Origin of the sequence: Chelativorans sp. ZYF759, assembly GCF_012911015.1 — a bacterium.
Lineage (GTDB): Bacteria > Pseudomonadota > Alphaproteobacteria > Rhizobiales > Rhizobiaceae > ZYF759.
In genome coordinates this window covers 24,413-37,611 of record NZ_WVVV01000002.1, presented here as the reverse complement: position 1 = coordinate 37,611, position 13,199 = coordinate 24,413, and the positions used below count along the sequence as shown (strand labels likewise).

10 protein-coding genes and 1 pseudogene are annotated in these 13,199 nt (G+C 64.6%); 6 read left to right on the top strand and 5 right to left on the bottom strand.

The features are described 5' to 3' along the window. Window positions 1-54 precede the first annotated feature (54 nt). The 3 genes from GRZ55_RS04040 to GRZ55_RS04030 form a co-directional block, all read right to left on the bottom strand. Window positions 55-2,010, bottom strand: a complete 1,956-nt coding sequence (locus tag GRZ55_RS04040; protein WP_210257221.1) for a bifunctional diguanylate cyclase/phosphodiesterase — start codon at window positions 2,008-2,010, stop codon at window positions 55-57. A gap of 109 nt (window positions 2,011-2,119) precedes the next feature. Then, window positions 2,120-3,799, bottom strand: coding sequence for an NAD+ synthase (locus tag GRZ55_RS04035; protein WP_169285624.1), 1,680 nt, complete (start codon window positions 3,797-3,799; stop codon window positions 2,120-2,122). A 9-nt stretch (window positions 3,800-3,808) separates the two neighbouring features. Next, window positions 3,809-4,300: an Lrp/AsnC family transcriptional regulator gene (locus GRZ55_RS04030; RefSeq protein ID WP_169285623.1), complete on the bottom strand. Its 492-nt coding sequence runs from the start codon at window positions 4,298-4,300 to the stop codon at window positions 3,809-3,811. A gap of 122 nt (window positions 4,301-4,422) precedes the next feature. On the opposite strand from GRZ55_RS04030, the gene hutH reads away from it, so the two are divergent. Next, window positions 4,423-6,072, top strand: a complete 1,650-nt coding sequence (gene hutH / locus GRZ55_RS04025; protein WP_169285622.1) for a histidine ammonia-lyase — start codon at window positions 4,423-4,425, stop codon at window positions 6,070-6,072. On the opposite strand, the gene GRZ55_RS04020 is transcribed toward hutH, so the two are convergent. Beyond that, window positions 6,039-6,989: a LysR family transcriptional regulator gene (locus tag GRZ55_RS04020; protein ID WP_169285621.1), complete on the bottom strand. Its 951-nt coding sequence runs from the start codon at window positions 6,987-6,989 to the stop codon at window positions 6,039-6,041. The genes hutH and GRZ55_RS04020 overlap by 34 nt on opposite strands. A gap of 126 nt (window positions 6,990-7,115) precedes the next feature. On the opposite strand from GRZ55_RS04020, the pseudogene GRZ55_RS23360 reads away from it, so the two are divergent. The 4 genes and pseudogenes from GRZ55_RS23360 to GRZ55_RS04000 form a co-directional block, all read left to right on the top strand. Further along, a pseudogene (locus GRZ55_RS23360) lies at window positions 7,116-8,360 on the top strand (NAD(P)-binding domain-containing protein); the annotation flags it as partial. Window positions 8,361-8,477: 117 nt separating this feature from the next. Next, window positions 8,478-9,869 carry an aldehyde dehydrogenase family protein gene (locus tag GRZ55_RS23355; protein WP_169285999.1) on the top strand — a complete coding sequence of 464 codons (1,392 nt, stop codon included), beginning with the start codon at window positions 8,478-8,480 and terminating at the stop codon, window positions 9,867-9,869. Window positions 9,870-10,108: 239 nt separating this feature from the next. Further along, window positions 10,109-11,161 carry a sensor histidine kinase gene (locus GRZ55_RS04005; protein ID WP_169285620.1) on the top strand — a complete coding sequence of 351 codons (1,053 nt, stop codon included), beginning with the start codon at window positions 10,109-10,111 and terminating at the stop codon, window positions 11,159-11,161. A 74-nt stretch (window positions 11,162-11,235) separates the two neighbouring features. Then, window positions 11,236-11,631 carry a response regulator gene (locus GRZ55_RS04000; protein WP_169285619.1) on the top strand — a complete coding sequence of 132 codons (396 nt, stop codon included), beginning with the start codon at window positions 11,236-11,238 and terminating at the stop codon, window positions 11,629-11,631. Between the two features lie 61 nt (window positions 11,632-11,692). Here the strand turns inward: GRZ55_RS04000 and GRZ55_RS03995 are convergent, their stop codons facing one another. Next, window positions 11,693-12,169, bottom strand: a complete 477-nt coding sequence (locus tag GRZ55_RS03995; RefSeq protein ID WP_169285618.1) for a hypothetical protein — start codon at window positions 12,167-12,169, stop codon at window positions 11,693-11,695. Window positions 12,170-12,847: 678 nt separating this feature from the next. Here GRZ55_RS03995 and GRZ55_RS03990 point away from each other — a divergent pair. Next, the gene (locus tag GRZ55_RS03990; RefSeq protein ID WP_169285617.1) at window positions 12,848-13,024 is read left to right on the top strand and encodes a hypothetical protein; all 177 of its coding nucleotides are present in this window, start codon (window positions 12,848-12,850) and stop codon (window positions 13,022-13,024) included. Window positions 13,025-13,199 lie beyond the last annotated feature (175 nt).

The window sequence follows — 13,199 nt, the reverse complement described above, 5'->3', positions numbered from 1 at the left end:
TACACGATCGGCCGTACCGCCACCAGTCCCGCGCCGAGATTTCACCCGTCCAATTCAGCTGACCTGCATCGCAAAACCCGAGAGCGCGAGCGGTCCGGTCTGGGTGAGCGCGACAGGCCGGCTGAAGAAGTAGCCCTGCATGGCCTCGCAACCGAGCGTGCGCAGGATCTCGACCTGGGCCCGCGTCTCCATGCCCTCCGCAACGCAGCCCAGGCCAAGGTTGCGCGACAGGTCGATGATCGTCTTGACGATGCTGAGCGACACGGGATTGCTGTCGATGTCCGCCAGGAAGCTGCGGTCGATCTTGATCTTGTCGAGCGGCAGGCGGTGCACGTAGCCGAGACTGGAATAGCCCGTCCCGAAATCGTCGAGCGCGATCTGGACGCCCCTCTGCTTCAGGAGCTCGAGCGCATCCACGGCCACCTCGAAGTCAAGCATCAGCGCGGTTTCTGTGATCTCCAGAATGATGCGCGACGGGTCGATGCCGCTCCTGTCGATCCGGTCGATCAGTTCCATCAGCGCCGACGGCGACATGATGTCCCGGACGGATAGGTTGAACGAGATCGAAACGTCCCGCGGCCATTGGGCAGCCGCCTCCAGTGCCCGGCCGAACAGGATCGGCGTGATCTTGTTGATGGTGTCCGTGCGCTCGGCGATGGGAATAAAGACCGCCGGAGACACCGGTCCACGCGAGGGGCTGCTCCAGCGCGCGAGCGCCTCGAACGCGATCACGCGTCCACTGTCGGCGTCCACGACGGGCTGGAACTCAAGGCCGAAATCGGATTCCAGATCGGACCCGCGCAGTTCCAGGTCGAGCTGCATCATCTCGCGAAGCTGAATATCCAGGCCTTCGGAAAACAGGATGGTGCTGCCGCGATGGTGCTGCTTTGCCTCGTAGAGTGCATAGTCGGCCAGTTCCATGAGCTGCCGGGGGCTTTCCTGGTCCGTCCCGTGGGCAGCCAGCCCGATGCTGGCCGACAGTTTCACCAGGGCTTCGGGAAGCTCGTAGGGCTGCTGGAGTGCCGTGCACACGGCCTGGCCCAGATCGGTCAGCTCGGAATCCGGGGCGGTGCCATCCATCATCAAGCCGAACTCGTCGCCGCCGAGCCGTGCGACGAAGATCGAGTCGCTGGCAAAGGCCTGAAGGCGCTCTCCGACCTCAAGTAGCACCTTGTCGCCGACGCCGTGGCCGTAGAGGTCGTTGACGGGCTTGAACCCGTCCAGATCGATCAAGGCGACCGCAAATCCGTGGCATGGATCCTGGCTGGCGAGATCGAACCTCTCTTCAAGCCGGGCGAAGAACTGTCGCCTGTTGGGCAGGCCGGTCAGGCTGTCGAGATGCGCGAGCCGCAGATTTTCGTCCGACAGGCAGGAGGCCTGGGCCTGGGTGGCGGAGAGTTCCTTCTGCGAACCCACCATGGCGGTGAGGGTGCGGTGGTTTGTCTGCAGCACGTAGACCATCGCTGCCACGACGAAAGCCATGTTGATGGCCATGGCCGTGAAGATCGGATGGCCGGAACTGCCGAAATACAGAACGATGGGCCCAATGATGAGCGCGATGATCGTGAAGACGGCAGCGCGCACGTGGGCAAGGCAGAAGATGGTGCAGATCGCGGCGATGCACATGAAGAAGAGCGCGTGCAGCTTCTGTTGTTCTTCCCCGTGGGGCAACAGGGCAAGCGACCATGCCGCAAAACTTGCGGCGAGCAGGACCGCCAGTACCGCGATGACACGCAGGACCCGCTGCGCGGTGCGATCGTCCACCGCTTCTGTCCGGATGCGCCGCAAGCTCATCGCGCGCAAGAAGAAGACGGCCATCAGGGCTGCCGGCACATAGAGGGTCAGGTAGTCGGGTGCATGGCCGAAGAAGATTGCCGCGATGCAGATGATGCTGACGAGCAGGGTCAGGTGCAGAAGGGGTAGCTGACGCAGAAACGCGTCGAGCTGCGCGCGGATAAGATCGGGGTTGGAGTCGCCAGACGTCAGTCCTGCCAGAAGCCGGTTCATCATTGTCCCCCTGCCTGATCCAGCAGTAAGATCAAACCGCTTAAATTGTCGTAAAGCCTCAATAAATCCCGGTTCTGCCAAACGCGAAACGCCCGCGGCGCGGCCTTCGACGTCACGAACGGTCGCGGAAGCGATTGGTGATCGGATAGCGTCGGTCGCGGCCGAAATTCTTGCGGGTGATCTTCACGCCTGGCGCGGCCTGGCGGCGCTTGTACTCGGCGATATAGAGCAGATGTTCGATCCGATGGACCAGTTCGCGGTCGTGGCCGCGCGCAACGATCTCGTCGACGCCCATCTCGCCTTCGACAAGGCATTCGAGAATGTCGTCAAGCACCGGATAGGGTGGCAACGAATCCTGGTCTGTCTGATCGGGGCGCAACTCGGCCGAAGGTGCCTTGTCGATGATGTTCCGGGGGATCACCTCGCCGAGGGGACCAAGCGCGCCCTTCGGCAGATGCGCGTTGCGCCAGCGCGACAGGGCGTAGACCTGCATCTTGTAGAGGTCCTTGATCGGGTTGAAGCCGCCATTCATGTCGCCATAAAGCGTGGCATAGCCGACCGACATTTCCGACTTGTTGCCGGTGGTCACCACCATGGAGCCGAACTTGTTGGACACCGCCATCAGGATCGTGCCGCGTGCCCTGCTCTGAAGGTTCTCTTCGGTCACGCCCGTTTCCGTGCCCGCAAACAGCCGGGACAATGCCTCTGTGAAACCCTCGACGGGTTCCGCGATCGCCACGGTGTCGTGGCGAATGCCCAGCGCACGGGCGCAGTCCTCGGCATCCCTCAGCGAGTCCTTCGACGTATAGCGATAGGGCATCATGAGCGTGCGCACACGATCGGCGCCGAGCGCGTCGACGGCAAGTGCCGCGCAGATGGCTGAATCGATGCCGCCCGACAGGCCGAGCACCACGTCCCTGAAGCCGTTCTTGTCGACATAGTCGCGCAGGCCGAGCATGCAGGCGCTGTAGTCAGCCTCCTCAGCCTGCGGAATCGCGCCAACGGGCGCTTCGACGCAGCGCCACTCCTCGCCGTTCCTCTCCCAGACGGTAAGAAAGAGACCTTCCTCGAATTGCGGCGCCTGGAAGGCCAGGCTGCGGTCGGCCTGCAGCGCGAAGGACGCGCCGTCGAAGACCAGTTCGTCCTGGCCGCCGAGTTGGTTGGCGTAGAGGATCGGCAGTCCGCTCTCGACCACCTGCCGCACCACGACCTGCTGGCGGATGTCGACCTTGCCGCGGTAATAGGGCGAGCCGTTGGGCACGAGCAGGATTTCCGCCCCGCTCTCGGCCAGCGTCTCGCAGATGCCGAGATCGCCCCAAATGTCCTCGCAGATCGGGAAACCGATACGCACGCCCCGTACACCGACCGGACCCTGGATCTCGGGTCCGGCCTGGAACACGCGCTTCTCGTCGAACTCGCCGTAATTGGGCAGGTCGATCTTGAACCGCTCGGCCAGCCTTTCGCCGGCATCGGCGACAACGAGGCCGTTATGCAGGCCGCTCGAACGCTTCAGCGGCGTGCCGATGGCGATGGCCGGACCGCCATCCGCCGTGTCGGCTACCAGCGCGTCGACGGCTTCCTCGCAGGCCTTCACGAAGGCCGGCTTCAGGATCAGATCCTCCGGCGGATAGCCGGCGATGAAGAGTTCGGTGAAGAGGACAAGATCGGCCCCCTGCCCGGCCGCCTCTTTGCGGGCTGCGCGCGCTTTGGCGAGATTGCCGGCGATGTCGCCGACGACGGGATTGAGCTGGGCAACGGCGATGCGCAACGATGAGGTCCGGGTAGCGGTCATGCTTGCGGTCTAGCGTGCAGCTTGCGCGCGGGCAATGGGAAGTTCGGTGGTGTCCTTCACCGCTTCGAGCACGAAGCTGGTGCGGATGTCCTGCACGCCGGGCAGTTTCAGGAGCACGTTCTGCGCGAGGGTGGAATAGGCATCGATATCGGCCACCACGACGCGCAACAGGAAGTCGAACTGGCCGGCCGTCACGAAGCAGCCGGTGATCGCGGGCTCGCGCATGACGGCTTGCTTGAAGCGCGCGACGATGTCGTCGCCGGTGACCTGCGGCACCTTGACCTCGACATAGGCGGTGAGACCAAGGCCGAGCCGGGGTCCGTCCAGAAGCGCGGCGTATCGGCAGATGAAGCCGGCGCCCTCAAGCTGCTTGACCCGTCGCAGACACGGGCTCGGTGACATGCCGATCCGCTCGGCCAGCGCCACGTTGGAGAGGCTGCCGTCCTTTTGCAGTTCCGACAATATCCGCAAGTCCGCGGCAGCCAGGTCGGTCATCTTCATGTCATGTCGTCGCCATTCTGGGTCATATCATGATCATTAGCGCCGATCCGGGCGCTTCGAAAGCCATGAAATGACCGCGCGCCATGCATAATCTGTCGCCAGACATCAGCGGAGGCTTCATCATGACCATCATCATCAGCGGCGACGGGCTCAGCATCACCGACATCAGGGCCGTGGCTAAAGGCGCGAAGGTCGCGCTCACCGACGACCCCGTCATCATCGACCGCATGCATCGCTCGCGCGCCGTCATCCAAGACGCGCTGGACAAGGGCGAGCAGGTCTACGGCGTCACGACGCTCTTCGGCGGCATGGCCGACCAGTATGTCAGCCACGAACAGCTGGTCGAGGTGCAGCGCATCGCCATGTGGCACCACAAGAGCACCACCGGCCCGCGCCTGCCTGCCGAGGATGTCCGGGCCGCGATGCTGCTTCGGGCCAATTCGCTGATGAAAGGGGCCTCGGGCATCCGGCTCGAGATCGTCGAACGTTTTGTCGCCTTCCTGAATGCGGACGCCCATCCTCATGTGCACCAGCGCGGCTCGATCGGCGCGTCCGGCGACCTCGTGCCGCTCTCCTATATCGCCGGTGCGGTGCTCGGGCTTGCGCCTGACTTCAAGGTCGAGATGGGTGGCGAGGATCTCGATTCCCACACGGCGCTCGACCGGATGGGCCTGAAGCCGCTCGAGCCCGGACCGAAGGAAGGGCTGGCGCTCAACAACGGGACCGGCGCCTGTACCGGCATCGCCGCCAATTCCATGGCGCGCGCGCTCGACCTCACCGCGCTGACCATCGGCATCCACGCGCTCTACGCGCAGGCCATGCTCGCCACCGACCAGAGCTTCGCCCCCTTCATCCACGCCATGAAGCCGCATCCTGGCCAGGTCTGGACGGCGGAGCAGATGGCCGCGCTTCTGACGGGCTCCAAGGTCATTCGCTCGGAGGCGGGCGGCGAGCGCGCCCACCGCATCGGCAAGCTCGTCCAGGACCGCTACTCGCTGCGCTGCATGCCGCAATTCATGGGCCCAATCGTCGACGGCCTGGCGACGGCGGCCGGCCAGATCGAGGTCGAGGCCAATTGCGCGAACGACAACCCGCTGATCGATCCCGATACGGGCGAGGTGCTGCACACCGGCAATTTCCTCGCTCAATATACCGGCGTCGCGATGGATTCGGTTCGCTTCCTGATCGGCCTGATGGCCAAGCATGTCGACGCGCAGATCTCGCTGCTCTTCACCCCGGAGTTCAGCTACGGGCTCAGCCCCTCCCTGGTCGGCAACATGGAAGCCGGCACCAATGTCGGCTTCAAGTCGCTGCAGATCGGCGGCAACCAGATGATGCCGCTCATCTCCTTCTACGGTCAGTCGGTGGTGGACCGTTTCCCCACCCATGCCGACCAGTTCAACCAGAACATCAACAGCCAGGCCATGAACGCCGCCAATCTGGCACGCGAGAGCCTGGACGTGCTGGAGCACTATCTGTCGATGGCGCTGCTGGTCGGCGTGCAGGCGGTCGAGCTCAGGGCCAAGCTGATCGCCGACAGCTACGATGCACGCGAGGTGCTGTCGGACGGCACGGCTGCGCTCTATGTCGCGGCACGCGAGGCCGCTTCGGGCGCGCCGGCCAAGGACAGGCCGATCCACTGGAACGATCTCGACGCCTTCATCCAGCCGAAGGTGGAAGGCATCCTGTCAAACGTGTCGTCGGGAGGCACGATCATGGAAGCGATCGCACCCTTGCGTCAGTCGCTGACCGCCTTCGCCTCGCGCGGCTGAAGACGTGCGGCCGCGCGCTCGAGCCGCGCGGCCTCTTCGGCCACGAGATCGCGCAGCCAGCCGTGGACGCGCGAGTGATGGGTGCGTGTGGTCCAGAACTGGTGGATCAGGATGCGGCTGTCGAAGGGACCCGGCCGGATCACCAACTCGTCGTCAAAACTCTCCGCGATCAGCTTGGTCACCGTGGCCACCAGATCGGTGCCGGCAATCAGCCGGCCGATCTCGCCGGAACTCGGCAGGTCGATGACCATGCGCGGCGCGATTCCGCGTGCCTCTATAAGGTCGCGGTAGCTCGGTCGCCATGTGCCCTCATAGGAGATGAACACATGCGCGGCCGCGGCATAGGCCTCGAAGCCGAGCGGGCCGGAGGCCAGCGGATTGGACGGGTCGAGCACGCAGACATAGCGGTCCTCGATCAGGCGGCGGCGGAACAGGCCGTCGAATTCGGCGGCGACCGGCGACAGAAGCAGGTCGCACTGGCCCTTCTGCAACTGCCGGTGGCCCTCCATCCGCGCCTGGATGACCCGCAGCTTGAGATTGGGGGCCTCCGCGCGCAGCCGGCGGATGACGGCAGGCAGGATGACCGAGCGCTCATAATGATTGCAGGAGATGGTGATCTCGTTCGAAGCGGCCGAGGGATCGAATAGGGCCGGCTCGGCGAGCTCCGCCAGCTGGTCGAACAGCCGCTCGATCCCGGCCACGATCTCCTCGCAGCGTGGCGTGGGGGCGATCCCCCTGCCCTCGCGCACGAAGAGCGGATCGTCGAATATTTCGCGCAGCCGGCCGACCGCATAGCTGATTGTCGACTGGTTCTGGCCCAGCCGCTCGGCGGCCGCCGTGAAGGAGCCAAGATCACGCACCAGCTTCAAAGTCCGGAGCGCACGGAAGTCGAGATCGCCTGCATCGAAATTCTTCATGGCAGCAATCAATCCCATGGCATTGATCGATGCAAGCGCGCGGCGCAGTCTGGGTAAACGGGAGGAGAACCGACGCGTGCAAAACGCGGCGGCCCTCCACGGCTTGGCAGAACCGGGAGGAAACGCATGTCCAAGAGCAATTTCGAAAAGGGTCTGGATCTCAGGCGCAAGATGTTCGGGCCGGAAGGCGCGGAAATGCAGGTCGACAATGCGTCGCCCTATCTGGCGCCGATGCAGGACATCGTCACCCGCATCTGCTTCGGCGAGGTGTGGCAGCGCCCCGTCCTCGACCTGAAGACCCGCAGCCTGCTGACGCTGGCCATGCTGACGGCGATGGGTCGCCAGCACGAGATCAAGATCCACACCAAGGGTGCGCTGGCCAATGGGGTTTCCCGCGAGGAAATCCGCGAGATGATGGTGCACGCCTTCCTCTATTGCGGCATCCCGCTGATGGTCGACGCCATGCGCGCCTCGGAGGAGGTGCTCGACCAGCTGGCGCCGGAACAAAAGCTCGAAGCCACGAAGGACCGCATCGGCTTTGTCGGGCTCGGCAATATGGGCGCGCCGATGTCGGCGAACCTGGCCAAGGCCGGCTTCAAGCTGACCGTCTACGACGCCGACAGCGAACTCGCCAAGCGCCATGCCGCCGCGATCGGGGCGAGTGCCGCCACCAGCCTGGCCGAGCTCGGCCGCGGCTGCGACCTCGTCGTGACCATGCTGCCGACGGGCGCGATCGTGAAGAAGGTGCTGCTGGAGCAGGATGGCGGGCTGGCCGCGTCGCTTGCGCGCGGAAGCCTCGTGGTCGACATGAGCTCCTCGGAGCCGATGGGATCGCGCGAGATCGCCGCAGCGCTGGCCCAAAAGGGTATCGTCTTCATCGACGCGCCGGTCTCGGGCGCGGTGCCGCGGGCGATCTCCGGCACGCTCTCCATCATGGCGGGCACCGACGACAAGAGCGCGCTGGAACGCGCGCGGCCCGTGCTGATGGCGATGGGGCAGAAGGTGTTCGAGACCGGCGGGATCGGGTCGGGCCACGCGCTGAAGGCGCTGAACAACTATGTCGCGGCAGCCGGCTTTGCCGCCGCCTCGGAAGCGCTGATCGTGGGCGAGCGCTTCGGCCTCGATCCCGCCGTCGCGCTCGACGTGATCAACGTCTCGACGGGGCGCAATTTCTCCACCGAAAGCACGATCAAGAGCCAGGTGCTGACCGGCGAGTTCGCCTCGGGCTTCGCGCTCTCGCTTCTGACCAAGGATGTGGGCATCGCAGCCGACCTGGCCGAAGAGACGGGCGGCGGCATGCCGCTGGTCAAGCGGACGGCCAAATGGTGGCGCAAGGCCTGCGAGAAGATGGGCGGCGAGAAGGATCACACGGTCGCCTACACCGCCTGGCGCGGCGATGCGCCGAAGCCCGTCGCGGCAAAGGCGACGACGGCCGGCAGTGCCAAGAACGCGATTTCGGGAGGAACGGGCATGAACGACGGATATGCGATGATCATCGACGGCAAACAGCGCTGGGCGCGCGACTATCTGCCGGTCAAGAACCCCGCCACCGGCGAAGAGGTCGGCCGCATGCCGATGGGCTCGACGGCCGATCTCGACGATGCGGTCGAGGCGGCGCGCCGGGCGTTCCAGAGCTGGAGCCTCACGCCCGACGCCGAGCGCAAGCAAGCCTGCCATGCGATCGCGGCCAAGATCGAGGAGCATGCGGAGGAACTCGCCCGGCTGATCACGGCCGAACAGGGCAAGCCGCTGAGCGGCCCCGGCTCCCGCTTCGAATCGGCGGGCTCCGCCGGGTGGGCGCATTACACCGCCGATCTGGAACTCAGCCCCGAAGTGATCCAGGACAACAATGAGGGCCGGGTCGAACTGCACCGCAAGCCGATCGGCGTGGTGGGCTCGATCACGCCGTGGAACTGGCCGATGCTGATCGCGGTTTGGCACATCCTGCCGGCAGTGCGCACCGGCAACACGGTGGTCATCAAACCGTCGCCCTATACGCCGCTTTCCACCATAAGGCTGGTCGAATTGATGAACGAGGTGCTGCCGGCCGGCGTCGTCAACGTGGTGACCGGGCCGGACGAGATCGGGGCGGCCATGTCGGCCCATCCCGGCATCGACAAGATGGTGTTCACCGGCTCGATCGCCACCGGCAAGAAGATCATGGGTTCCTCGGCCGAGACGCTGAAGCGGCTCACGCTGGAACTCGGAGGCAACGATGCCGGCATCGTTTTGCCCGACGCCGACCCCAAGCAGATCGCCGAAGGCATCTTCTGGGGCGCCTTCATCAATACCGGCCAGACCTGCGCCGCGCTCAAGCGGCTCTATGTGCATGACTCGATCTATGACGAGGTCTGCCGCGAGCTGGTGACGCTGGCCGAAAACGTGCCGATGGGCGACGGGCTAGACGAGAAGAACGTGCTCGGTCCGATCCAGAACGAGATGCAGTTCAACCGCGTGGTCGAGCTGGTCGAGGATGCAAAGGCGCGCGGCGGGCGCGTCTTGACCGGCGGCGCGCCGCGTCCGGGAGCGGGCTATTTCTATCCGATCACTTTTGTGGCCGATGTCGACCACGGGGTCAGGCTCGTCGACGAGGAGCAGTTCGGCCCGGTCCTGCCGATCATCCGCTACCACGACCTCGACACCATCATCGACAAGGCCAACGACAACCCGCACGGGCTCGGCGGCTCGGTCTGGTCGGCTGACGTGCAGAAGGCGCGCGACCTGGCGCTCCAGCTCGAATGCGGCTCGGCTTGGGTTAACAAGCACGGCGCCATCCAGCCCAACGCGCCCTTCGGCGGGGTCAAGTCGTCCGGCATCGGGGTGGAATTCGGCGAGGAAGGGCTCAAGGAATATACGACGGTGCAGACGGTGTATTGCTGAGGGAGGCGTCGACCACCCCTTGCCCTCCCCTCGATGGGGAGGGTCGGCGGGGCACAGGACTTTCGTCTCCATCTTGCCCTCATGCGGCCGCGATGCTGCACCTGCGAAATTTAGCATGGTGCCGATATGCGCCGGATGTGATATGGTGCAGTGGAGTGTTGGCTTCAGAGTTCCAGTTGACGGCATTCCTGCCGAGTAATGACTTGCTTCGCGAGTCTCCGGCCCTTGAGGGCCAGACAATGACAAACAGACCGACTGAATTTTTCGAAGCGGCCAGCACGCTGGCCGTTGTGGTGTCGTCGAACGAGCCGCTGCTTTTCCTGTCCGAAGACCAGCGTGTCATTGCGGCGAGCGCATCGTTCTGCCGGGCATTCGACATCGATCCGGCGACGGTTCCCGGTAAACGCCTCGACGCGCTTGGCAATGGCGAATGGGCGATGCCGACGCTTGCATCGCTGCTCAAGGCGACCGCTTCGGGCAAGGCGCAGATCTCGGCCTACGAAATCGACCTGAAGCGGCCAGATCAGAAGACGCGGCAACTGGTCGTCCATGCGCGCACGCTCGATGATGGCGACAAGGATCATGTCCGGCTTCTGCTGGCGGTCACCGACGTCACCGACGCGCGCGCCGAAACGCGGCTGAACAACGATCTCGTTCGCGACAATGCGATGCTGATGCAGGAAGTTCAGCATCGCGTGGCAAACAGCCTGCAGATCATCGCCAGCGTGCTCATGCAGAGCGCGCGCCGGGTTCAGTCGGAGGAAGTGCGCGGCCACCTCCACAACGCCCATCACCGGGTCATGTCGATCGCGGCCCTGCAGCGGCAATTGTCCACCTCCAAGGGCGGCAATGTGGAGCTCAAGACATATCTGACCCAGCTTTGCCAGAGCCTCGGCGCCTCGATGATCGCCGAGCCGGACCGGCTGTCGATCGCGGTGACCGTCGATGACAGCGCCGTGGACGCGGACGTGTCCGTGAGCCTGGGGCTGATCGTGACGGAACTGGTGATCAATGCCCTCAAGCACGCCTTTCCCGACCAGCCCTCGGGCACGATCGCGATCGACTATCGCTCGGACGGTGGCGACTGGACCCTTTCGGTCAGCGACAATGGCATCGGCATGCCGGAGGGAAGCGATGCACCCAAGGCCGGGCTCGGCTCCGGCATCGTCGAAGCGCTGGTCAAGAACCTGCAGGGCGAAATCCGGATGAGCGACGCGGACCCCGGCACCGCCGTCACGATCGCGCATCGGGGCCCGCCCGTCCGCCATGCCGATCTTTCGACAGCCGTCTAGGAACCTAATGACGCCCGAAACGCTGTACCCTCGGAGCCGACGGGGAAACCCGATCCTCATGCACCGAGCAACCGATGAATAATGGCAGGGCAGTCGTCCTCGTTATCGAAGACAACACCATCGTTCGCATGGGCGCGGTCGACCTGGTGCTTGCCGCCGGCTACGAAGCGCTGGAGGCGCGCGACGCCGACGAGGCCATCCGCATCCTGGAATCGCGCAGCGACATCGATCTCGTCTTCACCGACGTGCAGATGCCCGGGACGATGGACGGCATCAAGCTCGCCCACTACATCCGCGACCGATGGCCCCCGGTCAAACTGATCGTGGCGTCGGGCAACGACATCCTCGAAGAGAGCAGCCTGCCGGGGGGCAGCAGTTTTTTCCCAAAACCCTATGACGACAGCGCCATCACCGACGCCATGGCCCGCCTGCTGGCAAGCGACAATCCCAAAGGCACGGCGACTGGCTGAGGGGTGCGCGAAAGTATCGCCACGCCCCGTTGCCGGTCTGGCTATTGTCCCTGTCTCCGTTTCATGACGGGAAGCGCGGTGTCCGTGCCACCGGCTCCCGGTTTCGGGCGACATGCCTTGGCGGGCTGCGCGCCGGGAACTGTCGCGCGGCTCGGCGGCGGTCCGGGCGCATGACGGCCGCGGCCAGAAATCCGGCAGGCTGGCGGTTGGCGGGTGTTGCCGGAAGCGGCGCAAGATAATGTTGCGCCAGCGCGGCGAGGACGGCGGCAAGCAGCCGAAAATTCTGCGCGAGACGCAGGGCCTCGGCTTTGCCGTCGCGGGGCCAAACCGGCTCCGGCAGCCGGGCGGCGCCCGGCGCAAGGCTTTCGACAAGATCGCGGGCGACCGCCTCGCTCGGGCGGATCAGCCAGACCACAAGCAGGCAGACGGCACTGGAACTGCCGGCCGCCCGCTCCGCCAGTCCGGCAAGCGCGCAAAGCAGCGCCGCGAGGCGGTTCAGCCGCTTTCCGTTCGATGCGATGGTCTGGTGGAAACGCATGCCGGGCTCCCTTGGTCGAGCGCGCAGTGTGCGGCAGCGGCCAGGGGGTGTGGATAAGTTGGCGGGAAAGACTGCTGACAGTTGGTGACAAGGTGGTGGAGCGATTGTCGAGGATGGCGGGCCCCTCACTTGCAAAATCTAACACTTAGCCTTTGGCTAAGATGTTGATTTTGCTTTCTCTCCCACAAGGGGAGAGATAGGCGCGCGGCATCGCTGGCTCCGCAATTCGCAGATGTTGGAGATTGGCGAGTCCAGCGGCGCCGTCGTCATCTCCCCCTTGGTGGGGGAGAAAGCGATTTCAACGTCTTGGGCAAGCCGAAGGCGCAGACCAAGTGTTAGAAATCGCAAGAGAGGGGGCCGCCAGCGCCCAAAGCCCCGCATCACCGCCACCATTCAGACATGGATCCCAGGGTCGCGCTGCGCTCTGCTTCGCTTGCCCTAGGATGACGATGGTGAGGGCGGGTGCTGCCAATCTCCAACGCCGGCGAAGCGCCTGTCTGCTTCGTCATCCTCGGGCGCGGAGCGAAGCGGAGCAGACCCGGGGATCCATGTCTGGACGACAGCAAAAGACCAGCGGCGGGAAAACGCGCCTCTTCGAGCAACGGCTGTCCTGCCCTTGACAGCGCCCGGCCGAACCCGCTCCATTCCCAAAGGATCGGGGCAAGGGAGGCCGCAACGATGAGTCCGCAAAAATCCGCCGCGATCAGCGCGATCGGGCTGGTGGTGATGGCCTGGCTGATTTTTTCGGCCGACGAGGCGCCGAGCGCGATGCTGGCGACGATCCAGTATGTCGCCGTCGCCGCCTGCCTGCTGGGGCTGGTGGGGGCGTTGGTGAAGATGGCGAGGGGTGGGTAGCGGGGCAATGCAGCGTACTAACTGAGCAAAATACTGCAAAGGTCTGCAACCTTACCACTGCCGCCAATAGGGCTGCAAAGCAGTTAAATGAATCTGGATCACCACCACTCATCAGCGTGATGATTGCCACTAGCCGCAGCAGGCAGGCGAATATCAGAAGTATTTGGAGAATGTG

What these genes read in the sequence shown, in the direction of transcription:
- GRZ55_RS04040 (WP_210257221.1), bottom strand. Translation starts at nt 2,010, where the DNA reads ATGATGAACCGGCTTCTGGCAGGACTGACGTCTGGCGACTCCAACCCC.
- GRZ55_RS04035 (WP_169285624.1), bottom strand. Translation starts at nt 3,799, where the DNA reads ATGACCGCTACCCGGACCTCATCGTTGCGCATCGCCGTTGCCCAGCTC.
- GRZ55_RS04030 (WP_169285623.1), bottom strand. Translation starts at nt 4,300, where the DNA reads ATGAAGATGACCGACCTGGCTGCCGCGGACTTGCGGATATTGTCGGAA.
- hutH (WP_169285622.1), top strand. Translation starts at nt 4,423, where the DNA reads ATGACCATCATCATCAGCGGCGACGGGCTCAGCATCACCGACATCAGG.
- GRZ55_RS04020 (WP_169285621.1), bottom strand. Translation starts at nt 6,989, where the DNA reads ATGAAGAATTTCGATGCAGGCGATCTCGACTTCCGTGCGCTCCGGACT.
- GRZ55_RS23355 (WP_169285999.1), top strand. Translation starts at nt 8,478, where the DNA reads ATGATCATCGACGGCAAACAGCGCTGGGCGCGCGACTATCTGCCGGTC.
- GRZ55_RS04005 (WP_169285620.1), top strand. Translation starts at nt 10,109, where the DNA reads ATGACAAACAGACCGACTGAATTTTTCGAAGCGGCCAGCACGCTGGCC.
- GRZ55_RS04000 (WP_169285619.1), top strand. Translation starts at nt 11,236, where the DNA reads ATGAATAATGGCAGGGCAGTCGTCCTCGTTATCGAAGACAACACCATC.
- GRZ55_RS03995 (WP_169285618.1), bottom strand. Translation starts at nt 12,169, where the DNA reads ATGCGTTTCCACCAGACCATCGCATCGAACGGAAAGCGGCTGAACCGC.
- GRZ55_RS03990 (WP_169285617.1), top strand. Translation starts at nt 12,848, where the DNA reads ATGAGTCCGCAAAAATCCGCCGCGATCAGCGCGATCGGGCTGGTGGTG.